The following is a 23,363-nucleotide window of genomic DNA, read 5'->3' as shown; positions in this document are numbered from 1 at the left end:
CGGGGGCCGGTCGGCGGGGACTTCAGAGGGCTTCAGGAGACGAGCTCCGGCTCGGCGGCCTTGCCCGCCGGAGCGCCGTCGCCGTCCACGCGATCCCTCGCAGCCCCCGCGGACTCCGGAGTCTCCGCAGCCCCCGCGGACTCCGCGGCCTCTGGGGCCTCTGTGGCCTCCGCCCCCTCCACATGCTGAGCCGGACGCTTCGGCAGCGCGCTCATCAGCAGGAAGATCACGCCCAGCACCGCGGCCACCCACCCGAGCGCGTGCTGGAAGGCGTTCACGTAGGCCGGCCCCGTCTCCGCCAGGCTGAGGTCTTCGTCGATCACGCCGAAGAAGACGACCGAGACCAGGCCGAGTCCCAGCGCGTTGCCCATCTGCTGCACGGTGTTGATCAGCCCGGACGCCGAACCGGAGTGCTCGCGCGGCACCCCCGACAGCACCGCGTCCGTCAGCGGGGCGACGATCAGGCCCATGCCGACGCCCATGACGACCAGGGGCAGGGCCATCTGCCAGGGCGCGATGGCGAGGCCGTAGTGGTCGGCCTCCCAGAGGTAGAGCAGCACGCCCGCCGCCATGGTCAGGGCGCCCGCCTGGAGGACCTTGCGGCCGAACCGCGGCACCAGCTTCTGCACCGACAGCCCGGCGGCCATGGAGACGGCGACGGAGAACGGGATGCCGGTCAGCCCCGCCTTCAGCGGACCCCAGCCCAGGCCGACCTGCATGTACAGCGTCCAGACCAGGAAGAACACACCGAGCGCGATGCCGAACACGGTCTGGACGGCGATGCCGGCCGCGAAGCTCTTCACCTTGAACAGGGACAGCTCGATCAGCGGCGAGCCGTCGCGGACGGCCTTGCGCCGCTCGTACGCCACCAGCGCCGCGAAGACCACGAGGGCCCCGGCCATGGACGCGTAGCCCCACAGCGGCCAGCCCAGCTCACGGCCACGGGTCAGCGGGTAGACCAGCATCAGCAGGCCCAGCGTCACCAGCGCGACGCCGACCAGGTCCAGCTTGAGGGCGCGTGGGGCCTTGGACTCGGTGATGAAACGGCTGCCCAGGATCAGGCCGGCGAGGCCGACCGGGAGGTTGATGAGGAAGATCGGGCGCCATTCGAGGCCGAAGAGGTTCCACTCCGTCAGCAGTGCGCCGAGCAGCGGCCCGGACACCGCGCCGAGCCCGACGACCGCGCCGAACAGCCCGAACACCTTGCCGCGTTCGTGCGCCGGGAAGGTGGCGTGCACGATCGACAGCACCTGAGGCACCATCAGGGCGGCCATGCCGCCCTGAAGTACGCGGGCGGCGACCAGCATCTCCGGGTTCGCGGCGAAACCGCACAGGGCGGAGGCGAAGGTGAAGCCGCCGATGCCGATGAGGAACACCCGCTTGCGGCCGTGGATGTCGCCGAGGCGGCCACCGGTGATCAGACCGGCGGCGAACGCGAGCGCGTAACCGGCGGTGATCCACTGGATCTGGGAGAGGGTCGCGCCGTCCGCCCGCCGCATGGACGGGAGGGCGATGTTGACGATCGTGACGTCGACGAGGTCCATGAAGGCCGCCGTCATCACGATGGCGAGCGCGAACCAGCGCCGCCGGTCGGGCACGGCGTCACTCGAAGAGTCATTCGGAGTCGGTCGGGTCTCGGTGGAGATCATGACTCGAAACTAGGTCCGCATTAGGTCAGATCATGTCCTAGATCCCGGGCATCCTCGAAGACATGACGACGGACACCCCGGCCCGGCTGCTCCAGCTCCTCTCCCTCCTCCAGACACCGCGCGAATGGCCCGGCGGCGAGCTGGCCGACCGGCTCGGCGTCTCCCGGCGCACGGTCCGGCGGGACGTCGACCGGCTGCGCGAACTCGGCTATCCCGTACAGGCGACCAAGGGCTCCGACGGCGGCTACCGGCTCGTCGCGGGCAAGGCGATGCCACCGCTCGTCCTCGACGACGAGGAGGCGGTGGCCATCGCGGTCGGCCTGCGGGCCGGTGCCGGGCACGCCGTCGAGGGCGTGGACGAGGCGTCCGTACGGGCACTGGCCAAGCTCGAGCAGGTGCTGCCGTCCCGTCTGCGCCACCGCGTCACCACCCTCCAGGCCGCGACCACCCCGCTGACCAGCGGCGACGGTGCCAGCATCGCGCCCGAGACGCTCACCGTCATGGCGTCGACGGTGGCCGGCCACGAGCGGCTGCGGTTCGCCTACCGCGCCAAGGACGGCACCGAGTCCCGCCGCCTCACCGAGCCGTACCGCCTGGTCTCGACAGGCCGCCGCTGGTACCTCGTCGCTTACGACCTTGACCGCGCCGACTGGCGCACCTTCCGCGTCGACCGGGTCAGCGAGCCCTTCGCCACGGGCGCGCGGTTCACGCCGCGCGAGCTTCCGACGGGAAGCGCGGCCGAGTATCTGCGGCAGTCGATCGGACGCCGTCAGGAGACCTACGACTTCACCGTCACCTTCGCCGCGCCCGCGCAGGTCGTCGCGAGCCGCCTGCCGGCCTTCCTGAGCCCGCCGCGGCCGCTCGACGACACCAGCTGCCGACTGCACGGCTCGACCGGGGACCCGGTGGAGTGGCTGGCGGTACGGCTGGCCATGCTCGGCCACGAGTTCACGGTCGAGGAGCCGGCGGAACTCGTCGCATGCGTACGGGAGCTGGGCGGCAGGCTGACCCGCGCCGCGGGCAGGTGATCAGCGCCGGCCGCGTGTCGTCCGGCGGGTGATCGGCGCCGGTCACGTGTCATCCGGCCGGTGATCCGCGCCGCTCACTGGCGCCCCGCTCTCACCCGTCCCAGCGGAAATCCCGCAAGGCCGCCAGATTGCGCATCGCCAGCGCGGCCGGACCCTGTGCGCCGGTCGCCGCCGCGGTGCCTTCCGCCCAGGTCTCCATGGCCACCCGTACGGCCGCGCTCGCGACGGCGGCGGCGAAGCGGAGGTCGGGCGGGGGACCGTCGTGGGGGGCCGCACCGGCGTCAGCCGATGCCGGCTCCCGCTCCCCCGGCGCCCTCTCCTCCGGCTCCCGCTCACTCTCCGCCCGCTCCGCCAGCACCTGGGCCAGCTTCCCCTCCGCCTCCTGGCACACCTCGGCCCACACCTTCCGCAGGGCGGGGCTGGTGATGGCGAGGCGGATCAGGGTGCGGACCCATTCCCAGGAGGCCGCCGACACCCCGCCCGGCACCCCGGCATCGGGCGACAGCGTCACGCGGGCCGCGTGCTCCAGGGCCTCGGGGACGGACAGTCCGGCCGGGGCCTCCCGTACCGCGTCGGCCCAGCGCTGGGCGCCCGCGGCGTAGAGCGGGGCGACGGCCTCCTCCTTGCTCGCGAAGTAGCGGTAGAAGGTGCGCGGGGCGATCCCGGCGGCCTGGGCGATGTCCTCGGCGCGGGTGCCGCGCAGTCCGTGCCGGACAAAGAGTCCGGCCGCGGCCCGTGCGATCTCCATCCGGGTGGCCGCCTTGCGCCGCTCGGTCAGCGAGGGGGTGGTGCTGCTCACTCCGTCAGGTTATGCCCGTGTGGCACAATCTGCCATCCGGCGGGGCTCCCCGGGGTTCAGGTACGGGGTGCCCCGCCGCACCCCTGCCGCACCCGGACACAGAAGAGCCGGGCTCCGACGCCCGGGGGAAGGCGCCGAAGCCCGGCTGGGAACGTCCCGGCGCCGGGGGGAGTGCGTCGGGACGTGGCTCTGGGGGTGCGGGTGCCGAGATCCGGTACCGGACTCGTCGGACTCGTCGAACTCGTGTACCCGGAAGTCTTGTTCCCGGGCTCTCGGCAGTTGAAGCGACGTTACATCGCCATGTTTGCGCGGGCTTTCGCCACCCGGCGTGCGCGGCTCCTCCCGTCGTACGCCGTTCGACGAACCGTCCGCCGCGGCGGCGGGCCTCACGCCGCCGCGTCGAATCCGGTGTCCCGCGCCAGCTTCTTCAGCTCCAGCAGCGCGTGCTTCTCGATCTGGCGGATGCGCTCGCGCGTCAGGCCATGCTCCTTGCCGACCTCGGTGAGGGTGCGCTCCCGGCCGTCCTCGATGCCGTACCGCATCTTGATGATGGAGGCCGTGCGCTGGTCCAGACGGCCGATGAGGTCGTCCAGTTCCTCGCTGCGCAGCAGCGTCAGGACCGACTGCTCGGGCGACACGGCGGACGTGTCCTCCAGCAGGTCTCCGAACTGGGTCTCCCCTTCGTCGTCCACGGACATGTTCAGCGAGACCGGGTCACGGGCCCAGTCGAGCACGTCGGTGACGCGCTCCGGCGTGGAGCCGAGCTCGGCGGCGATCTCGGCGGGTTCGGGCTCCCGGCCGTTCTCGCGGTTGAACTCGCGCTGCACGCGCCGGATCCGGCCCAGCTCCTCCACCAGGTGGACGGGGAGGCGGATGGTGCGGGACTGGTCGGCTATGGACCGGGTGATCGCCTGACGGATCCACCAGGTGGCGTACGTCGAGAACTTGAAGCCCTTGCGGTAGTCGAACTTCTCCACCGCGCGGACCAGGCCGGCGTTGCCCTCCTGGATCAGGTCGAGCAGCGGCAGACCGCTGCGCGGGTACCGGCGGGCGACGGCGACGACCAGGCGCAGGTTGGAACGGATGAAGATGTCCTTGGCCCGCTCCCCGTCGGCGACCAGGGCCTCCAGCTCCTCACGGGTGGCCTCGGCCCTCGACTCCTCGTACCCGTCGAGCACCTGCTGCGCGAACACACCCGCTTCGATGATCTGTGACAGCTCGACCTCCTTTGCGGCGTCGAGCAGCGGCGTCCGCGCGATCTCGTCCAGGTACATGCCGACCAGATCGCGGTCCGCGATCTCGCCGCCATGGGCGCGAACACTGCTTGCCGCGTCGACGGTCTCGCCGGCGGCGGACGTACGACGGGCGACGGCACGGGTTGCCATGCGTGCTCCCTTGCGATGATGAGGTCAGCGGGTGGTCCTTCGGACACTCAGCACCAGTTGTGGACCCTTGGATCCTCTTCCGAGTGCCCTGCATCCGATGGAAACAACGACTGGAATCCGGACAGAATTCCCAAGCCGCCCCTCAATTTTTCTGATCGTGCAGTACCCTGTGCCGCCACAAAGGGAGGCGAGATGGCGACAGAACGTGCGGAAGTGCAGGTCAGGCCGGGAGTCGAGGGTGACCTCACCGATCTCACCGACCTCTACAACCACTACGTACGTGAGACGGCCATCACATTCGACACGGAGATCTTCACTCCGGAGGAGCGCCGCCCTTGGCTGCTCTCCCACCCTGAAGACGGCCCCTACCGCCTCATGGTTGCCACGGACACCGCTTCCCGGCGGATTCTGGGGTACGCCACCTCCAGCCCCTTCCGCCCCAAGGCCGCCTACGGCACCTCCGTCGAGGTCACCGTCTACGTCGCCCCGGACGCCGGCCGCCGGGGCATCGGCACCCTCCTCTACAAGGCCCTCTTCGAGGCGCTGGCCGGCGAGGATCTGCACCGCGCGTACGCCGGCATCGCCCAGCCGAACGAGGCCTCGGCCCGGCTGCACGAGCGTTTCGGCTTCCGGCACGTCGGCACGTACCGCGAGGTGGGCCGCAAATTCGAGCGTTACTGGGACGTGGCCTGGTACGAGAAGGAGCTGTGAGCCGATCCAGCCCCGGTCAGCCGAACTGCACCGACCGCTTCGCCAGCCCCATCCAGAACCCGTCGATCACCGACTTCTGCTCCCCCAGCTCGCCGGCCGCGTCCGCCGCGCCCATGGTCACGAACAGCGGGGCGAAGTGCTCGGTGCGGGGGTGGGCGTACCGGCCCGCCGGCGCCTTGTTCAGGAAGTCCAGCAGCGCGTCTACGTCCCGCGCCGCCAGCGCCCGCCGCCCCCAGTCGTCGAACTCGGCGGACCAGCCGGGCACTCCCCCGCCGGTGTGGCGAAGGGCAGCCAGGTTGTGGGTGAAGAACCCGGAGCCGACGATCAGTACGCCCTCGTCGCGCAGCGGCGCGAGCTTGCGGCCGATCTCCATCAGCCGTACGGGGTCGAGGGTCGGCAGGGAGACCTGGAGGACGGGGATGTCGGCGTGCGGGTACATCTCGACGAGCGGGACGTAGGCGCCGTGGTCGAGGCCTCGGTCCGGGATGTCCTGCACGGGCATGCCGGGGGCGCGCAGCAGCTCCCGTACGGACTCGGCGAGCGCGGGGGCGCCGGGGGCGTCGTAGCGGACCCGGTAGTAGTGCTCCGGGAAGCCCCAGAAGTCGTGGACGAGCGGCACCGGCTCGGTGGCGGCGAGGGCGAGCGGGGCCTCCTCCCAGTGGGCGGAGACCATGAGGATCGCCTTGGGGCGCGGCAGGGCGGCCGACCAGGCGGCCAGTTCGCCGGGCCAGACGGGGTCGTCCGCGAGGGGCGGGGCGCCGTGGCTGAGGTAGAGCGCGGGCATGCGCTCCGGGGCGGTGGCGGACATGGTCGGCGGCTCCTCCACTTACCTGGACTACCTGAATTACTTGAACTCTCAAATGACTGTCCACACCACCGTACGCCCGATTTGTTTAAGATTCAAGGAGAGTGCCCGTACAGTGGAACCCATGAACACGGCACCCGCATCCGAACCCGCGGAGCCCCGCTGGCTCACCTCCGAGGAACAGTACGTATGGCGCTCCTACATCGAGGCCGCCACTCTTCTCGAGGACCATCTCGACCGTCAGCTCCAGCGTGACGCGGGTATGCCGCACGTGTACTACGGGCTCCTGGTCAAGCTCGCCGAGTCGCCGCGCCGCCGGCTGCGGATGACCGAACTGGCCAAGCACGCCAAGATCACCCGCTCCCGGCTCTCGCACGCCGTCGCCCGCCTGGAGAAGAGCGGCTGGGTCCGCCGGGAGAACTGCCCCTCCGACAAGCGGGGCCAGTTCGCGGTCCTCACCGAGCAGGGCATGGAGGTGCTGAAGCAGTCCGCTCCGGGCCATGTGGCCGCCGTACGCCAGGCCGTCTTCGACCGGCTCACCCTGGAACAGCAGAAGTCCCTCGGCGAGATCATGCGGATCGTCGCCGAGGGACTTCAGCCCAACGAAGCGGGAGCGGACCTGCCCTGGCTCCGATGAGCGGTGCTCATGGCACTCATGCGCTCATCGGGGGCTCAGGGGGTGTCTGCCGCGCGCCTGCCGCGCGCCTGCCGGATGCTCAGTGCGCGATCACCGGCACGGGCACCTCGTCCTCGGCCGCGGCACCGGAGCCCGAGCCGGAGCCGGTGACGGTCGTCATCCTCGGCTTGCCCGCGTTGACCAGGGTCAGGGCGATCGCCGCGGCCACGACCAGGATGCCGACCGCGAACCAGATGGCGCTGGTGTAGCCCTCGACCATGCCCTCCAGCTGGACCAGCTGCTGCTGGGAGCGGGAGGTCGCCGAGCCGATGTGGTCGGCGATGTAGGACGTGGTCGCCGAGGCGGCGACGGTGTTCAGCAGGGCCGTACCGATGGCGCCGCCCACCTGCTGCGAGGTGTTGACCATCGCGGAGGCGACACCGGCGTCCCGCGCCTCGACGCCCTGCGTGGACAGGGACATCGCCGGCATGAACGCCGTACCCATGCCGAGGCCGAGCAGCAGCATCGCGGGCAGCAGCAGGGCGGCGTACGAGGAACCGACCTCCAGCTGGGTCAGCAGCAGCATGCCGAGGGCGGCGACCAGGAAGCCGGGGCCCATCAGCAGCCGCGGCGCGACCCGGGTCATCAGACGGGTGCCGATCTGGGTGGAGCCCACGATCATGCCGGTGATCATCGGCAGGAAGGCGAAACCGGTCTTGACCGGCGAGTAGTCCTTCACGATCTGCAGGTAGTAGGTCAGGAACAGGAACAGACCGAACATCGCGATGATCGCGAGGCCGAGCGAGAGGTAGACACCGCCGCGGTTGCGCTCGGTGACCACGCGCAGCGGCAGCAGCGGGGCCTTCACCTTGGCCTCGACCAGCACGAACGCGAGCAGCAGCACGGCCGAGCCGACGAACATGCCGACGGTGACCGCGTCGCTCCAGCCGTCGGACTCCGCGCGGGTGAAGCCGTAGACCAGCGCGACCAGACCCAGGGTGGACAGGATCACGCCGGGGATGTCGAGCGGGGAGCGGTTGCGGCCGCCCTCCGGCTCACGGACGACGAGCCAGGCACCGGCCGCCGCGACCACGGCGAACGGGATGTTGACGAAGAACGTCCAGCGCCAGTCCAGGTACTCGGTGAGGAACCCGCCGAGGATCAGACCGACGGCGCCGCCACCACCGGCGATCGCACCGTAGATGCCGAACGCCTTGGCGCGCTCCTTGGCGTCGGTGAACATCACCGCGAGCAGCGACAGCGCGGCGGGCGCGAGCAGCGCGCCGAACACACCCTGCAGGGCGCGGGCGCCGAACATCATCGCCTCGTTGGTGGCGGCACCACCCAGCGCGGAGGCCACGGCGAAGCCGGCCAGACCGACGACGAAGGCGCGCTTACGGCCCCACAGGTCGGCGATCCGGCCGCCGAAGAGCAGCAGACCACCGAAGGCGAGGGCGTACGCCGTCACCACCCACTGGCGGTTGCCGTCGGAGATGCCGAGATCCTGCTGGGCGGACGGCAGGGCGATGTTCACGATGGTCGCGTCCAGCACGACCATCAGCTGGGCGAGCGCGATGAAGATGAGCGCCTTCCAGCGCCCGGGGTCGGGGAGGGGTATGGCGGAGGCGGCGGAGACGGACGCCTTGCCGGTGGACTGAGACATGGAGGTACCCACTTCGGGACTTCGGTGGAGCTTGGTGAGGGAAAAGCCGAGCTGTACGACGAAAAAGAGAGAAAAAAGGGAAACCTGAGGGACGGCGCGTCCTCGTCGACGGCCGCGGGAGTGTCGGTGTGCTGGACTGGCGGAGCGCTTCAGGCAGTGACCCGGCGCTTCAGCCGCTGACGGACTGCGGGCTGAACTGCCGGATGAACTCCTGGCGGACTACCGGATGAACTCCTGGCTGGACTGCTGGATGATCAGGGTCGGCGCAGGTCCTCCATGGTGACGGCCGTGCCCGGGAGTTCGGTGCGGGCCGGGGCCCGCAGTCCGTCCAGGTACAGCTGAAGATGGCGGTGGACGAAGCGGTCGGCGCTCAGGCACGCGGTGCCGGCCGGCGGCCGGCTGAGCTGGGCGACGCCGAGCATCAGGTCGCCGACGCCCACGTCGGGCCGGAGCTGACCGGCCGCCTTGGCGCGGTCCATGACCTCCCCGACCAGCTGCTCGAAACGCTCGCGCGCGGCCTCCAGGTCCGGGTGGTTCTGGTCGAAGGTGCTGGAGACCATGGGGCACAGCGCGCTGATCCGCTCGTCGGCGGCGGCGTGCGCGATGCGCTCCATGGCCGTGAAGGCGTCGCCGGTCTCGGCGAGGGCCCGCTCGGCCGCCTCGACCGTACGGTCGATGACGGCGCAGACGACCTCGCGGACGAGGGCGTCGCGGTCCGGGAAGTTGCGGTACACCGTGGCGTTGCCGACGCCGGCCCGGCGGGCGATCTCGTCGAACGGCACGTCGGGGCCGAACTCGACGAACATCTCCCGGGCGGCGGTGACGATCCGCTCCCGGTTGCGCAGGGCGTCGGCGCGCGGCCGGGTCGCCTTGCGGCGCGCGGGGGTGGCGGTCTGCACGGCGTACTCCTCGCTCGATGACTGGTGATGCTGCTCGGTGACTGCTTGATGTGTGGCCGGTGATCCGGGGACCGGGTCCCCGTTTCGCTCGGACGCATGGTTAAACGGGGATTCGATCCCCGCTTATTTCCCGCTGCTGAAAACTTTCCATGTGACCTGAATCACGCACCCGGACCCGGGAAACCCACGATCGGTCTCCTCCAACGCGCGCCCGCGTCCCGCCCGTCACAGGGTGATCGAAAGGGTGCAGCCAGACCGGGGCGGCTGCCTGGAGCGAAAGGTCCATGCATGCAGCCGCAGCCGTCCAGCCGCTGGATACGCCCGGTACGACGCATGCGGCGCGCGGCGGTACGACGGATGCGGCGCGAGTCGATGCGACGCGAGGCGATGCGGGGGTTGGGGGGCGGAGCGGCGCCGCGTGTGGAGCGCGGGCGGCTGCCCCGCATGCTCCAGGCGGTACCCCGCGTGTGGCGTGAGACGGTGCCGCGCACGTGGCGCGAGGCGGTGGCCCGCATCGGCCGGGAGACGGAACCCGGCACATGGCGCAAGGCCGCACCCCACACCTGGCGCGACGCGGCACCCCGCACATGGCGCGAGGCCGCACCCCGCGTGCGGCGCGCGGCCGCGTTCGCGGCGGTGACCGCCCTGACGGCCGCGGTCAGCACCTCCGCGAGCACCGGCCACTTCACCCACGGCCCGGCCACGGCGGGCGCGCGCCCCCTCGGCACAGCGCACTCGTCAGCCCTCGCGCCCTGCATGATCACCAGTCACCGGGACGTCCAGATGTCCGAGGGCATCCCCACCCCCGGCGGCTACTCCCCCTCCACCGGCACGGTCCGCGCCCTCACCCTGATGATCGACTTCTCGGACGCCCCCGGCGCCGGCACGGCCCTCGACCGGTACCGCGAGTTCTTCCCGCAGACCCAGGATTGGTTCCGCACCAGCTCCTACGGCCGCCTCGACTACCGCCCGGAGACCCCCATCCGGGGATGGCTGCGCATGCCGCAGCCCTTCGAGGCGTACGGCATAGAGCGCGGCGCGCCCTTCGACCCCGGGTACCGCAAGCTCGTCCAGGACATTGTGGCCACCGCCGACCCCAAGGTCGACTTCAGGTCGTACGACCTCCTGAACGTGCTGGTGACCCCGAACGCGGGCCCGTCCGCGCTCGACACCGTGCTGTCGGTGACCTTCGCCGGGAACGCGGAGGCCCCCTCGGCGGACGGCGTGCCGGTGGCCAACGCGTCCTTCGTCTACTCCCGCCAGGACGACGGCTCCGGCTCCTACGACCGCACCGGCTACCGCGTGCTGCCCCACGAGAACGGGCACGTATTCGGCCTGCCCGACCTCTACACCCAGGAGGGCGGCGGCGCCGTCGGCCACTGGGACATCATGAGCGAGGACTGGGGCGCCAACAACGACCTGCTCGGCTGGCACAAGTGGAAGCTCGGCTGGCTCGACGCCGACCAGATCGCCTGTGCCGTGAAACCCGGCACCGCCGAGCACACCCTCACCCCGCTGGCCCGCACCGGCGGCATCAAACTCCTCTTCGTCCCCCTCGACGGCCGCACCGGCTACGCCGTCGAACTCCGCACCCGGGAGGGCAACGACGAGGCCGTGTGCCGCCCCGGCGTGCTCATCTACAAGGTCGACGCGGCCGTCGACACCGGCCAGGGCCCGATCACCGTCTACGACTCCCGCGGCGACAGCGGCGGCTGCACCCGCAGCCCCAACGTCCACGCAGAACTCTCCGACGCGCCGTTCACCCCCGGCGACACGTTCAAGGACCCGGCGAAGGGCATCCGCATCACGGTGACATCGGCGGACCCGAAGGGCGACCATGTGATCCGGGTGACACGGGACTGAGGGGGCAGGGGGGCGGCATGCGTCTGACGAAGTACACGCACTCGTGCGTACGCCTGGAAGCCGGAGGCTCTGAATCCGGCGGCGTTCTGATCATCGACCCGGGCATCTGGAGCGAACCCGCGGCCCTCGCCGGCGCCGACGCGATCCTCCTGACCCACGAACACGCGGACCACGCCGACCTGTTGCGCCTCAAAGGCCTGGGCGTCCCCGTCTACGCCCCCGCCGGCGCGCACCTCCCCGGCCTCGACTTCATCGGCGTCACCGCCGGCGAGGAGTTCACCGCGGCCGGCTTCCGGGTGACCGCCCACGGCGGCCGACACGCCCACGTCCACGGCGGCCTCCCCGACTGCCCCAACCTCGGCTACCTCGTCGAGGACCGCCTCTACCACCCCGGAGACTCCCTCCACCGCCCCGACCGCCCCGTCGAAACCCTCCTGGTCCCCCTCCAGGCCTCCTGGCTCAAAACAGCGGAAGCGATCACCTTCCTCCAAGCCGTCGCCCCGGAACGGGCCCACGGAATCCACGACGGCCAGATCAACGAACGCGCCCTGACCAGCATCAACGGCTGGCTCACCACCACCGGCGCCGACCACTACCACTGGCTCCCCCCAGGAGCCTCCCCCCGCTGACCGACCCGCCCGCTACACTGACGACGGCAACGCGGACACAACCGCCCGCACCGCCGAATGCCTTCGTAGCTCAGGGGATAGAGCACCGCTCTCCTAAAGCGGGTGTCGCAGGTTCGAATCCTGCCGGGGGCACAACGCGTTACCGCTCCGACCTGGGGTTCGTCCCCCAGGGAGGACTCCCACTCGGCCTCGGACTTCTCGTCCGGGGCCGTTTGCGTGAGCGGACGGAGAGTTGATCCCCGAAATCTCTCCAACGGATAAGCATCATCCGGCACGGACTCCGGCCCGGTCCTCTCCGGAGCCCAGGGCGGTTTCCGCGTCGTGGCCGCCCCAACTGTCGGGGGTGCGCCACAGGACCTGAACCCCGAAGACACCGAACACGGTGTCGGCCGACCAGTCCTCGGCGGGCGGTTCGGAGAGCACCAGGTAGAGGCGGTCGGCAGGAGCGGGCAGGGTGTGGTTGATCTCCAGGAGGCGGGTGGCTCCCGCGCGGAGGTCGGCGTAGGTGGAGCGGCCGGCACCGAGAACCTCGTAGAGGAAGTGGCCGTCGTCCGCGATCCGGCTGACGTCGACGACCGGGGAGTCGGTCGGCTGCAGGTCCTCCCAGAGCAGGGCGGCCTTGAGAGCGTGCCGCACCGCCTCGTGCTTTCTGCACGTGCGGTCGGCGGTCGCCGCACTCTCCAGCGAGTGCAGAAGCCCCTGCGCTGGCGCGGGCGTGGCGGGCAGGTCTTCGGCGGGGGTCACGGGCTCGGTTTCCTTCTGCTCGGACTGCTGTTCAGCGGTGGCGGGTGCGTCGTCGGTTTCGGGTTCGCCCGTGGCGACCTGGCGGTGGAGCGCCTCCCGGGCTTCATGCAGCGCCTGGGCCCAGCCGGCGCGTGCCAGGTCCGCCTGGAGACGGTTCACGTCCAGGTCGCCGTCCTTGAGCATGCGGTTGGTGTGCGCCGCGATGTCACGCAGGAGGCTGAGGCGGTGCTTGTCGGGGGATCCGAGCACGCGACGCACGTCCACCCAGTCCGCCTGGTCGCGGCGGAGGACGCGGTTGGCCATGCCCTTGAGCTCGGACAGACGATCACGGGCGTTCTCCGGAACGGTTCCGTCTCCGTTGGTGAGTTCGTCGAGAACGCCGAGCGCCGCCAGGTAGCGTTCCGCCATTCGCGGCGAGATGGGCTGGCGGCCACGCTGGTCCGCGGTGAGCAGGCAGTGGTTCGTCTCGTGAGCGAACACCCAGCAGTCCAGTACCGCGCCGGGACGCGGGGGCACCGAGCCGTGGCGGACGGTCAGGACCAGAGGGACGTCGATCGCGGGCGACAGGGCCTTGACCCTGTACCGGCCACCGGGTGCCCGGCCCGTCACGCGGACTCGGACGTCCGTACCGATGTCGGGGACGTCAGCGTCTGCCATGCCTGGTTCGCCTTCGGTGGTTGCTGGTTCGGTACTGCCGCCGTCGGTGTTCGTGAGGGCCTCCGGGAGCGGAGAGGTGTGCAGGACGGTCAGGCTCTGGGTGCTGCGGGTGAGCGCGACGTACAGCTGGCGCAGTCCGGCCGGGCCTCGGTCGGCGATGGTGGCGGGTTCGACGACGAGGACGTGGTCGTACTCCATGCCCTTGGCCTGGGCGGCAGCCAGCACGGACACCGCCTCGCGTCCCTGCTCGGTGATGCCCTCGGCCAGGTCCAGCTGGCGGCTGATCTCGTCGAGCCAGCCGGAGTCGTCGGGGACGATGACAGCCACGGAGCGCAGAGTGTGTCCGTCGCTGGTGCCGATGAGGCGAGTGGCTTGGGCCACGGTGTCGTCGAGGAGTTTCCACGGCTCGGTCACGATCGTCCGTACGGCGTCCTCACCCGCCGTGCGCACGGCCTGTGGGAACGGCAGTGTGGGGGCGATGGTCCGGGCCAGGGGGGCGACGAACTCCATGATTTCGGCGGGCACGCGGTAGCTGGTGTTCAGCTCGGCCACGCGCCAGTCGCCGTGGTCGGACAGGAGGGTGCCGAGGCGGTCCCAGTCGGTGTGGGTGTGGGGGCCGGTGGCCTGGGCGAGGTCGCCGAGGATGGTCATGGAGCCCTGCGCCGCTGAGCGCCTGCGCAGGGAGCGGGCCTGCATGGGTGTCAGGTCCTGTGCCTCGTCGACGACGATGTGCCCGTACCGCTGCGGGGTCTCCCCGGTGATGAGATACCGCAGTTCTTCGAGGCAGACCCGGTCGTCGAGCGTCCAGGGATCGGCGTCGGCAGTGTCGGCCCGAGGACGGCGCAGAGCTGCCTGCTCCGAGGCGTCGAGAATGCCCTCGGCGCAGCTGCGCAGAAGGTCTTCGGAGTCGTAGAGGGTGCGGAGGGCTTCCCTGGCGCCGGGCGAAGGCCAGACACGTTCGATGAGGCGCTCGACCTGACGGTTGCGTTCCAGGTCGCGGCGGATCGTGTCGTCGCGGCTGCGGCGAGGGGCGACGGCGACGAGTTCCCGCAGCAGGCGGTCGACGAGCAGCCCGCGGAAGCGGTCGCGGCGCTCACGATAGGAGCCGTCGCCTTGGCGCACGCCTTCGAGGAGCGAAAGCATTTCGGAGCGCGGGACACGCAGGGTCGTGCTGCCGACGGTGACGGTGAACTCCGGCTTGGCCCCCTCGTAAGAGGCAGTGGTGGTGAACTCGTCGACGGCCTCGGGACGGCACTCGATCTCGACGCGCCGCCGCAGGACGGCCGCCATACGCTCATCGGACTTCACCACCCGCGCCTGGGGGGTGTCGGTGCCGAGGACCTCGCCGTCCCACAGACGGGTCACCTGCACGGCGTTGACGTTCCGGGTGCCGAGCGTGGGCAGCACCTGACTCACGTAGTCCAGGAACCTCTGGTGGGGGCCGACGACGAGGACGTCCTGGGCTTTGAAGTGCCCGTTGTTGACGAGCCAGGTCACGCGGTGCAGACCGACCGCCGACTTGCCGGTACCCGGGCCGCCCTGCACGACAAGGATGTCCGAGGGCGAACCGGTGACCAGGGCCATCTGGTCGCGGCGGATGGTCTCGACGATGTCCCGCATGCTGCCGCTGCGCGAGCGCTGAAGCTCACGCAGGAGGAAGTCGTCGGGCTGCAGCGGCTTCTGGCGCTGGACGCGGGCGATGTCGGCGGGCGTGGGGACGGGTGGGCTCGGTGCTCCCTCCTTCTGCGTGACGGTGGCCGGCTCGGTGGGCCGGGCTTCCCGCTGGGCGTCGTCTGCCGCCGGCCGTGGCTGCGGGACGGGGGCGGCGGCAGTGATCTCGTCGAAGTAGTCCTCGACGACACGCTGTACACAGCGCAGTCGCCGCCGCAGCAGCACCTCGCCCGGGGCCTCGGGCAGCGCCTCGAACCACTTCTTGGCCTGCCGACTGGTCCACAGTACGACGACGGTGTCGCGGGTACGGACGTCGGAAACGGCACGTCGGCCGACGTACCAAGTCTTGGGCCCCCTGCCGGGCTCGTCCTCGTCCGGTGCGTCGACTCGGCTGATGACCAGCGACTCGTTGCCGAGTCCGTCGTATGCCGCGGCCCGTTCCTCGGCCTCGATCCGGTTGGCGACGCTGTCCTTGCCGCTGGCGGAGGCCATGGCGACCGAGGCCCCGGTCATTTCCGCCAGCCGCGCGGCATAGCACTCGTAGGCGCGGTCCACGGCCTTCTGCTCGACGGCGATGATCTCGTCGCGCGTGGTGGTGTCGATGTACATACCCCTCCCCTTGCAACACCCCGGAGGGTGCTGCGACGGGCATACGCCCGGCCCCGTCGAAACAACTATCAGAGACCGGCTGGTAACAAACAGTCAGATGGCCAACGTCCCGACCAGCTCGCCGACCTCCGTCCGCCAGGCGCGAACCTGGTCGTGCGTGGGGCCGATCTCGTACTGGTGGTAGTGGCATCCCAGGCAGAGGTGCGACCAGAGGGCGTTGGTACGGCGAGCGGTCTCCGCCGGGGTGTAGCAGTGGAGGCACAGCATCTTGGCCCGCATCGTGGTGTCGGCGAGCCCTGGCACCGCGGCGTCGAGCACGCGATCGATGGAGAGCTCCAGGGCGGTCCGCAGAGCGAGGGAGGCTCCGCGGTGCCGGCCGGCGGCCGTGGCGCCGGTACGGGCGGCAAGCAGCTGATCCGCCGTCAGCAGGAGCTCCTCGACCGAGGTGGTGGAAGTGCTCATCACGCAGTCACCACCGGCTTGCGCACCTTGTGCGCCATGATCTCGATGTCGTCCACGAAGCGGTGGGGGTCGGCGATCTGCGCTCCCCTGGCGTGGGCGCCGTTCTGGCACTCCTTGAGGAGTTCTACCGCACGCGGTCCGCAAAGGGTGCGCAGTTCCCGGTAGACGTCGCCGGTCCGGCCGGCGTCGCCGAACAGGGCCAGTGCCGCGACCTTCATGAGCTTGTCGGCGCTGCCGACGGCGGCCTGCAGCTCGTCCTCGGGCGCGCCAGAGCGGTGATGCCGGATCCAGGCGGCTTCGAGGAAGGCGTTCTCCAGGGCGATACGGCACAGGCTGGGCAGCACGTGGGTCCGTGCCGCCGACGGCAGGTCACTGGTACTGGCGAGGGCCCGCGCGTCGTCGAGTGCCTGCCGTACCGGGTCGGTCACCGGCTTCACCTTCACCTTGGACGACTTGGCCCGCTCGACCTCGAACACCGTCACGGGCAGATCCTGGCTGGTGAACGCCCGCTGGAGCCGGGTGTCGTGGGTGAACACGACGACCTGCCGGTGCTCGCCGAGCTCGTGCAGGACCTGGGCGAGTCCGTTGACCTTGGCGGGGTCCATGGACTGCACGGGGTCGTCGATGACGATGAAGCCGAACGGGCTGTCGGCGGTGGCGGCCCGAGGCAGGAACAGGGACAGCGCGAGGGAGTGCTGCTCGCCCTGGCTCATGACGCTGAGAGCCGAGGCCTCCTGGCCGTCGACGGTGACATCCATGACGAGCTTGCGGACAGTGGCCTTCTCGCTGCCCTTCAGGCTCACGGCCTTGAGATCGATGTTGCTCTCCTGGCGGAGCCGTTCCCAGATGCGCTGCGACTGGTCGGCGAAGCCTTCCATCCGCTGTTCCCGCAACTCGGCGGCCAGCGACCTGATCCAGGTGCTCGCCTTCCTGATGTCCCGCAGCCGGGGCTTGTTCGCCTCCACGGCACGGGCCCTCTCCGCCCAGCCCGCCAGGCGGGTGACGAGCCCGCGCCAGCGTTCGTCCCGCTTCTCCAGTTCCCTGACGGCGTTCTCCTTGACCGCGGCGCAGGCATCGGCCAGGGGCGCGGCGGCCTCGTGGGCGCGCTGGACGAGCTCGCCGGGATCACTGATCGTCCGGCAGGCGGTCCAGGCGCGCCACGGGTCGGCCAGGGCGGCGGGGATCTGTCGGGGCGTGTGGACGAGGTCCTGCACGGCCCGCGCTGCCGACCGGAGTTCGCTGCGCGCGCCCGCTGCTGCCTCCGCCTCCTGCCGCAGTGCGGCGATCTGAGCGATGGCGTCCGCGGCCCATGCCGGGTCCAGCATCCCGTCGGTCCCGCACACGGGGCAGGCGGCAACATCAGGGTGTCGGTCGTGGTGCGCCACAGCCCGTTCGAGGAGTTCCGCACGCTGCAGAGCGTCCTCGGCGTCGGTGCCGCGCAGGTCCTCGATATCGGCGAGGGCATTGCGCAGACGGTCCAGGGCGGCGTGGACCTGCGCCATCTCGGGTCCCTGCACCTCGGCCTCGGTGCGCAGCCGGGCAAGCAGGCCGTCGTCCCCGTCGGCGGGCAGACCGGCGACGAGGGCTTCAACCGTCTCGAAGTCGGGGGTTCCCGCCGTGTCGACGGCGACGAGTGCCTGGACCGCGCGCTCGTCGTCCTCCAACTCGTAAAGCGCCTCCTTGAGGCCCGGCAGCTCCGCCTTCGCCGCCTTGTCCGCGTCTTCGAGCGCTTTGGCCTCCTGGCGGAGCCGGCCGTCGGCGACGCTGAGCTGCCCCAGGCCGAGGATGGTGGCGATGGCGTCGTACATCTCGGAGGGCTTGCCACTGATCATGCGGTCGAGATCGACGTACGACAGGAAGGGCCGGAAGTCTCGCAGGGCCTGCGTCCAGTCCGCCTGGCTGAGGGGGGTGCGGCCGTGTCCGGGGCGCTTGAGCTCGGCCCGGGAGGCGTCGAAGTCGTCGCCCTCCCAGGTGCGGGTGAGGGTGCTGTGGCCGGTGTCGCCCTCGATGGCGAGCTTGACCTCGATCTCCGGCCTGCCGTCGGTGTCGTGGAGGTTGCGCCAGTTGCTGCTGCGCATCGCGTGCTGCCCCTGCCAGCGCATGTTCACGCCGGTGAAGGCTGTCTCGATGCCCTCGGCGATGCTGGACTTGCCGGAGCCGTTGCGACCCACGACCAGGTTCACACCGGGTCTGGGGCTGAGCTTGAGCCAGGCGCGCGGTCCGATGCCGCGGAACCGGGCGACGGCGACGGACTCGAGGTAGATCCGGCCGACAGGGGAGGTCCCCCGGGGCTCGCCGTCGCCCAGGGCCTCCTTCAGGAGCACCTTCACGGGCTCGCTGAGCGCCTCCTCCGCCAGGCGGGCCTCCACCAGCCCGGCAATGGGCACGGGCTGGTCGGACGGGGCCGGACGGGCGGGGTCGGTGGGGTGGTGTGCGTTCTGCCGGTGCTGTTCCGTCACGGTCATACGGGTTCCTCCCGTGGGTGCGGTGGGTGGCGACTGCGGTGCGGAATGGACGCGGAGCGGACGGCCCGAGGTATGGCGTTGCGACGAAAAGGGACCGGGAGAGATCGGATGCGTGGCGCGGTACGGCGCCAGGACGCTTCACGGTGCGGCGGCGGAGCCTCGGCGCATGCTTCCATTCGGAAGCGTGACCAGATAAGCACAGCCATGAAAGCGCCGTCAAACAGCTTGACGAATTTGACGACTGTTGTAACGTGTTAACCGTCCCTACCCGACAGGCCCGAGAGGTGCGGAACTCCACGCCATGCCCCAGCAGCCACCAGCCCGACCGGCGCCTTCCGCACACGTGACAGCCGCCGAGATCTCGCGCATCGCAGGGGTCACACGCGCCACCGTCAGCAACTGGCGCCGCCGCCACGACGACTTCCCGACACCCAGCGCAGGCACGGAATCCAGCCCGCTCTACGACCTGTCGGCCGTCCAGGCCTGGCTGCGTGGTCGCGGTCACACCTCCGCCGTCTCGCCGACCGAGGAGCTGCGGACGGCACTACGGCTGCTGGGGCCCGGCTCGGGGATGGCCGCGCGACTCTTCCCGCTGGTGGCTGTCGCGTCCCGCCGTACACCGGAGGAACCGGCCGAACTCGCCGCCCTGCCCGACGACCAGCTGATCGCCCGAGCGGAGAAGGCCGCACGCGAGCTCCCGGCCACCGTGCCCGAGGCCGAGCCGGTCCACTACGGCCCGGACGACGCGGGCGCGGTCCGCGCGCTGCTGGGCTGCGTCCGTGAGGCGGGGGCCCAGGCCGCTCTCGACGTCCTCGCCGAACGCGAACTGGACGAGGGTGCCGCCAGCGGCGTCTACCAGACCCCGGAGGGTCTGGCCCGGCTCATGGCACGGCTCCTGCCCGCCGACGTGTCCCGCGTCCTCGACCCCGCCTGCGGCAGCGGCACGCTCCTCGCCGCCGCCGCACGGCAGGGCGCGCGGGAGCTGTTCGGGCAGGACTCGCTCCCCGTCCAGGGCCAACGCACCGCGGTCCGGCTGCTGATCGCCGCACCCGAGGCCGAGACCGCGATCCGCGTCGGCGACAGCCTGCGCGCCGATGCCTTCCCCGACCTCACTGTGAACGCTGTCCTGTGCAACCCGCCGTTCGCCGACCGCGACTGGGGTCACGACGAACTTGCCTACGACCCGAGGTGGGCGTACGGCCTCCCGCCCCGCTTCGAGTCCGAGCTGGCCTGGGTGCAGCACGCCCTCGCACACCTGGAGCCGGGCGGCCACGCGGTCATGCTGCTGCCGCCCGCGCTGGCTTTCCGCTCCTCCGGCCGCCGCGTCCGCGCGGAACTCATCCGCGGCGGGGCCCTGCGCGCCGTCGTCTCCCTTCCGGCGCGTGCCGCGTATCCGCTCCACATCGGCCTGCAGATCTGGGTGTTCCAACGCCCCGAGCCGGGCGGCACGGACCGTACGACGGTGCTGTTCGTCGACGGGGAGGGCGAGCAACGGGACGGCACCACGGGCACGCCGACCGCGACCGGTACGGCGACGGCGGGTGCCGGCTCCCGCGGCGGCTCGCGCTCCCGCCGGTCCGGCCCTTCCGCTTCCGCGGCCTCCGCCCCCACCTCTTCGGCCTCCGCCGCCACCTTCGACTGGGAGGGGCTGTCGGAGCGGGTCCTCAGCCAGTGGGCCGCGTTCACCACCGCCCCCGACACCTTCGCCGACGAGCCCGGCGTCGCCCGCGCGGTGCCGATCGTCGACCTCCTCGACGACGTCGTCGACGTCACCCCGGCCCGCCATGTCAGGGCGACCGCGGCCGACATCGACCCCGCGGCTCTGGCCCGGCGCGTCCACGACCTGCACGACCAACTTGTCGAGCAGGTCGCCGCCCTGGCGTCCGCCTCCGCGTCCGGCGGCTGGCAGCCGTCTGGGGCCTCGGCCCGCGAGTGGCGTACGGCGACGGTCTCCGACCTGGCGCGCGGCGGCGCCCTGACCGTGCTGCGGGCGGCACCGCCCGGCACCCGCGGCTCCAAAGGCTCCGCCGCCCCCGCCGTGGACCGGCCGGTCCTCACCGCCCAGGACGTCTCCACCGGAAACCCCCCGTCCGGCGGGGCCTTGGACCTCCACGCCGACGCCGCACAGCCCGTCGCCGCCGGGGACGTCCTCGTCCGCGCCGTCGCGAGCGGCGGCAACCAGGCCGCGATGACCCGGGTCGCGGACGACCGGGACGCCGGAGCGCTGCTCGGTCAGCACATCCATCTCCTGCGCCCCGACCCGGCCCGCCTCGACCCGTGGTTCCTGGCCGGGTTCCTCGGCGCCGACGACAACATCGCCTCCGCGTCCACCGGCTCCACCCTCGTGCACGTCACACCGGGCCGCCTGCGCGTACCGCTCCTGCCGCTGGAGGAGCAGCGGCGATACGGGGAGGCGTTCCGCCGCGTGTACGAGCTGCGCGCGGCCGTCCGCCGAACCGCCGACCTCGCCGCCGATGCCGCGGCCACCCTGACGACCGGCCTCACCGCCGGCGTACTCCTGCCGCCGGACGCCCCGGGCACCCCGGATACGTCGGGCGCCCCGGACAGCCGTTCCGTCTGAAACGCCCCACGCGTCCCACCGCACACGACCACACTGGATCCCTGCCGTCCTCCGCCCGGACGGCGCTCTTCGGAAGGAAGCCGGGACCTCTTGAACAGCAGTAAGCACACGGAGTTGGCGAACCACGCCTGGTCCGTCGCCGATCTCCTGCGCGGCGACTACAAGCAGTCCGACTACGGCAAGGTCATCCTGCCGTTCACCGTGCTGCGCCGCCTGGAGTGCGTCCTGGAGCCGACGCGCGACAAGGTCGTCGAGACCGTCGCCAGGTTCGCGGGCCAGGACATCGACACCGGCCACTTCCTGCGCAGGGCCTCGGGCCACTCCTTCTACAACAAGAGCGACCTCACGCTGAAGAAGATCGCGGCCGACCCGCAGAACGCGGCGAAGAACCTGCAGATCTACGTCGGCGCCTTCTCCGACAACGCCCGCGAGGTCCTCGACAAGTACGAGTTCAACCAGCAGGTCAGGAAGCTCGACGGCGCGAACCTGCTCTACCAGGTCATCGGCAGGTTCACCGACCTCGACCTGCACCCCGACGTCGTGCCCAACCACAACATGGGCTACATCTTCGAGGAGTTGATCCGCCGCTTCGCCGAGCAGTCGAACGAGACCGCGGGTGAGCACTTCACCCCGCGCGAGGTCATCAAGCTCATGGTGAACCTGCTGGTGGCGCCCGACGCGGACGCCCTCACCGTGCCGGGTGTCGTCCGCACGGTCATGGACCCGGCCTGCGGCACGGGCGGCATGCTCAGCGCCGCCGACGACCGCATCAAGGCCCTCAACCCGGACGCGACGGTCGAGGTGTACGGGCAGGAACTCAACCCCGAGTCCTGGGCGATCTGCCGGTCCGACCTCATGATCAAGGGCCAGGACCCGGAGAACATCCGCTTCGGCAACTCCTTCTCCGATGACGGCCACGCCCGCCGGAAGTTCGACTACATCCTCGCCAACCCGCCGTTCGGCGTGGAGTGGAAGAAGGTCAAGGAGGAGGTCGAGTACGAGCACAAGTCGCTCGGCGACGCCGGCCGCTTCGGCGCGGGCCTGCCGCGCATCAACGACGGCTCGCTGCTCTTCCTCCAGCACATGATCTCGAAGATGAAACCGGTGGACGTCAACGGCAGGGGCGGCTCCCGCATCGCCATCGTCTTCAACGGCTCCCCGCTGTTCACGGGCGCGGCCGAGTCGGGCGAGTCCAACATCCGCCGCTGGATCCTGGAGAACGACTGGCTGGAGGCGATCGTCGCTCTCCCGGACCAGCTCTTCTACAACACGGGTATCTCGACTTACTTCTGGATCCTGACGAACCGCAAGGACAAGGACCACAAGGGCAAGGTCGTCCTGCTGGACGCGCGCGACCAGTGGGTCAAGATGCGCAAGTCGCTCGGCGACAAGCGCAAGGAACTGGGTGACGGGACGAACGGCCGCCCCGACCACATCGGGGACATCACGCGGCTGTACGCGGAGGCCGTCCAGGTTGCCAAGGACCCCGAGCACCCGCTGCACGGCAAGGTCAAGGTCTTCTCGAACGAGGACTTCGGCTACCAGCGCATCACCGTGGAGCGGCCGTTGAAGCTGCGCTTCGAGGTGACGGAGGAGACGCTGGCGGCGCTGGCGGCGGCCAAGCCGGTGGCGAAGCTGGAGCGGAGCGAGGAGTTCATGGCGGCGGTGCGTACGCTGCTCGGCTCGGCCTGGGTGACGAAGTCCGAGGCGTTCATCGCACTCAAGGACGCGGTGGTCGCGGCCGGCCTGACGTGGCCCTCGGGGGCGCCGTTCGCGAAGGCGGTACGGGATGCGGTCGGCGTCCGGGACCCCGAGGGCGAGGTCCAGATGGTCAAGGGCGCGCCGGAGCCGGATGCGGACTTGCGGGACTACGAGAACGTTCCGCTGGGCGAGGACGTCGAGGAGTACCTGAAGCGCGAGGTGCTGCCGCACGTGCCCGACGCGTGGATCGACCACACGAAGACGAAGATCGGCTACGAGATTCCGTTCACGCGGCACTTCTACGTGTACAAGCCGCCGAGGCCGCTGGCGGAGATCGACGCGGAGCTGAAATCGCTGGAGGCGGAGATTCAGGCGCTGCTTGGTGAGGTTACGGAATGACCGTTGAACTTCCTGTGCTGCCTGCGC

16 protein-coding genes and 1 tRNA gene are annotated in these 23,363 nt (G+C 70.8%); 8 read left to right on the top strand and 9 right to left on the bottom strand.

What is annotated here, in order from left to right; translation table 11 throughout:
- Positions 1-32 precede the first annotated feature (32 nt).
- Positions 33-1,649 (bottom strand): MFS transporter, encoded by a 1,617-nt coding sequence (locus ACSU6L_RS21490; protein WP_437059105.1) that lies wholly within the window; start codon positions 1,647-1,649, stop codon positions 33-35.
- A gap of 62 nt (positions 1,650-1,711) precedes the next feature.
- On the opposite strand from ACSU6L_RS21490, the gene ACSU6L_RS21485 reads away from it, so the two are divergent.
- Complete coding sequence (locus ACSU6L_RS21485; RefSeq protein ID WP_437059103.1) at positions 1,712-2,677, top strand: helix-turn-helix transcriptional regulator; 966 nt, start codon at positions 1,712-1,714, stop codon at positions 2,675-2,677.
- Positions 2,678-2,768: 91 nt separating this feature from the next.
- Here the strand turns inward: ACSU6L_RS21485 and ACSU6L_RS21480 are convergent, their stop codons facing one another.
- The gene (locus ACSU6L_RS21480) at positions 2,769-3,425 is read right to left on the bottom strand and encodes a TetR/AcrR family transcriptional regulator (protein WP_437064996.1); all 657 of its coding nucleotides are present in this window, start codon (positions 3,423-3,425) and stop codon (positions 2,769-2,771) included.
- A 437-nt stretch (positions 3,426-3,862) separates the two neighbouring features.
- Positions 3,863-4,861 (bottom strand): sigma-70 family RNA polymerase sigma factor, encoded by a 999-nt coding sequence (locus tag ACSU6L_RS21475; protein WP_437059101.1) that lies wholly within the window; start codon positions 4,859-4,861, stop codon positions 3,863-3,865.
- A gap of 192 nt (positions 4,862-5,053) precedes the next feature.
- On the opposite strand from ACSU6L_RS21475, the gene ACSU6L_RS21470 reads away from it, so the two are divergent.
- Positions 5,054-5,572 carry an N-acetyltransferase family protein gene (locus tag ACSU6L_RS21470; RefSeq protein WP_437059099.1) on the top strand — a complete coding sequence of 173 codons (519 nt, stop codon included), beginning with the start codon at positions 5,054-5,056 and terminating at the stop codon, positions 5,570-5,572.
- A 16-nt stretch (positions 5,573-5,588) separates the two neighbouring features.
- Here the strand turns inward: ACSU6L_RS21470 and ACSU6L_RS21465 are convergent, their stop codons facing one another.
- Positions 5,589-6,380 carry a dioxygenase family protein gene (locus ACSU6L_RS21465; protein ID WP_437059098.1) on the bottom strand — a complete coding sequence of 264 codons (792 nt, stop codon included), beginning with the start codon at positions 6,378-6,380 and terminating at the stop codon, positions 5,589-5,591.
- A gap of 121 nt (positions 6,381-6,501) precedes the next feature.
- Here ACSU6L_RS21465 and ACSU6L_RS21460 point away from each other — a divergent pair, with 121 nt between their 5' ends.
- The gene (locus ACSU6L_RS21460) at positions 6,502-7,014 is read left to right on the top strand and encodes a MarR family winged helix-turn-helix transcriptional regulator (RefSeq protein ID WP_437059096.1); all 513 of its coding nucleotides are present in this window, start codon (positions 6,502-6,504) and stop codon (positions 7,012-7,014) included.
- 79 nt (positions 7,015-7,093) lie between these two features.
- Here the strand turns inward: ACSU6L_RS21460 and ACSU6L_RS21455 are convergent, their stop codons facing one another.
- Positions 7,094-8,656, bottom strand: a complete 1,563-nt coding sequence (locus ACSU6L_RS21455) for an MFS transporter (RefSeq protein WP_437059094.1) — start codon at positions 8,654-8,656, stop codon at positions 7,094-7,096.
- A gap of 254 nt (positions 8,657-8,910) precedes the next feature.
- Entirely contained in the window at positions 8,911-9,555 is a 645-nt protein-coding gene (locus tag ACSU6L_RS21450) for a TetR/AcrR family transcriptional regulator (protein WP_073941475.1), read from the bottom strand.
- Positions 9,556-10,191: 636 nt separating this feature from the next.
- Here ACSU6L_RS21450 and ACSU6L_RS21445 point away from each other — a divergent pair.
- The 3 genes from ACSU6L_RS21445 to ACSU6L_RS21435 all read left to right on the top strand — a co-directional run bounded on the left by ACSU6L_RS21445 (position 10,192) and on the right by ACSU6L_RS21435 (position 12,179).
- On the top strand, positions 10,192-11,418 hold the full coding sequence (locus tag ACSU6L_RS21445) for a M6 family metalloprotease domain-containing protein (RefSeq protein ID WP_437064994.1): 1,227 nt from the start codon (positions 10,192-10,194) through the stop codon (positions 11,416-11,418).
- 17 nt (positions 11,419-11,435) lie between these two features.
- The gene (locus ACSU6L_RS21440; protein ID WP_437059092.1) at positions 11,436-12,047 is read left to right on the top strand and encodes an MBL fold metallo-hydrolase; all 612 of its coding nucleotides are present in this window, start codon (positions 11,436-11,438) and stop codon (positions 12,045-12,047) included.
- A gap of 59 nt (positions 12,048-12,106) precedes the next feature.
- Positions 12,107-12,179: transfer RNA gene (locus tag ACSU6L_RS21435), tRNA-Arg, on the top strand.
- Between the two features lie 132 nt (positions 12,180-12,311).
- Here ACSU6L_RS21435 and ACSU6L_RS21430 read toward each other — a convergent pair.
- From ACSU6L_RS21430 to ACSU6L_RS21420, 3 genes are all read right to left on the bottom strand, one after another.
- Positions 12,312-15,728 (bottom strand): AAA family ATPase, encoded by a 3,417-nt coding sequence (locus tag ACSU6L_RS21430; protein WP_437059090.1) that lies wholly within the window; start codon positions 15,726-15,728, stop codon positions 12,312-12,314.
- Between the two features lie 93 nt (positions 15,729-15,821).
- A complete protein-coding gene (locus tag ACSU6L_RS21425) occupies positions 15,822-16,190 on the bottom strand; it encodes a hypothetical protein (RefSeq protein WP_437059089.1) in 369 nt (122 codons plus the stop codon).
- Positions 16,190-18,655, bottom strand: coding sequence for an AAA family ATPase (locus tag ACSU6L_RS21420; RefSeq protein ID WP_437059087.1), 2,466 nt, complete (start codon positions 18,653-18,655; stop codon positions 16,190-16,192). Before ACSU6L_RS21420 ends, ACSU6L_RS21425 begins: the two co-directional genes overlap by 1 nt.
- A gap of 343 nt (positions 18,656-18,998) precedes the next feature.
- Here ACSU6L_RS21420 and ACSU6L_RS21415 point away from each other — a divergent pair, with 343 nt between their 5' ends.
- Both ACSU6L_RS21415 and ACSU6L_RS21410 read left to right on the top strand, forming a co-directional pair.
- On the top strand, positions 18,999-21,236 hold the full coding sequence (locus tag ACSU6L_RS21415) for an N-6 DNA methylase (protein WP_437059085.1): 2,238 nt from the start codon (positions 18,999-19,001) through the stop codon (positions 21,234-21,236).
- A gap of 90 nt (positions 21,237-21,326) precedes the next feature.
- Complete coding sequence (locus ACSU6L_RS21410) at positions 21,327-23,336, top strand: type I restriction-modification system subunit M (RefSeq protein ID WP_437059083.1); 2,010 nt, start codon at positions 21,327-21,329, stop codon at positions 23,334-23,336.
- Positions 23,337-23,363: the final 27 nt, after the last annotated feature.

The sequence above is a fragment of the Streptomyces sp. enrichment culture genome, assembly GCF_964272855.1.
Lineage (GTDB): Bacteria > Actinomycetota > Actinomycetes > Streptomycetales > Streptomycetaceae > Streptomyces.
The sequence above is the reverse complement of the archived record's forward strand: the minus strand, read 5'-3'. Positions and strand labels throughout refer to the sequence as shown.

What these genes read in the sequence shown, in the direction of transcription:
- ACSU6L_RS21420 (WP_437059087.1), bottom strand. Translation starts at nt 18,655, where the DNA reads ATGACCGTGACGGAACAGCACCGGCAGAACGCACACCACCCCACCGAC.
- ACSU6L_RS21430 (WP_437059090.1), bottom strand. Translation starts at nt 15,728, where the DNA reads ATGTACATCGACACCACCACGCGCGACGAGATCATCGCCGTCGAGCAG.
- ACSU6L_RS21440 (WP_437059092.1), top strand. Translation starts at nt 11,436, where the DNA reads ATGCGTCTGACGAAGTACACGCACTCGTGCGTACGCCTGGAAGCCGGA.
- ACSU6L_RS21470 (WP_437059099.1), top strand. Translation starts at nt 5,054, where the DNA reads ATGGCGACAGAACGTGCGGAAGTGCAGGTCAGGCCGGGAGTCGAGGGT.
- ACSU6L_RS21475 (WP_437059101.1), bottom strand. Translation starts at nt 4,861, where the DNA reads ATGGCAACCCGTGCCGTCGCCCGTCGTACGTCCGCCGCCGGCGAGACC.
- ACSU6L_RS21485 (WP_437059103.1), top strand. Translation starts at nt 1,712, where the DNA reads ATGACGACGGACACCCCGGCCCGGCTGCTCCAGCTCCTCTCCCTCCTC.
- ACSU6L_RS21455 (WP_437059094.1), bottom strand. Translation starts at nt 8,656, where the DNA reads ATGTCTCAGTCCACCGGCAAGGCGTCCGTCTCCGCCGCCTCCGCCATA.
- ACSU6L_RS21425 (WP_437059089.1), bottom strand. Translation starts at nt 16,190, where the DNA reads ATGAGCACTTCCACCACCTCGGTCGAGGAGCTCCTGCTGACGGCGGAT.
- ACSU6L_RS21480 (WP_437064996.1), bottom strand. Translation starts at nt 3,425, where the DNA reads ATGGAGATCGCACGGGCCGCGGCCGGACTCTTTGTCCGGCACGGACTG.
- ACSU6L_RS21460 (WP_437059096.1), top strand. Translation starts at nt 6,502, where the DNA reads ATGAACACGGCACCCGCATCCGAACCCGCGGAGCCCCGCTGGCTCACC.
- ACSU6L_RS21465 (WP_437059098.1), bottom strand. Translation starts at nt 6,380, where the DNA reads ATGTCCGCCACCGCCCCGGAGCGCATGCCCGCGCTCTACCTCAGCCAC.
- ACSU6L_RS21490 (WP_437059105.1), bottom strand. Translation starts at nt 1,649, where the DNA reads ATGATCTCCACCGAGACCCGACCGACTCCGAATGACTCTTCGAGTGAC.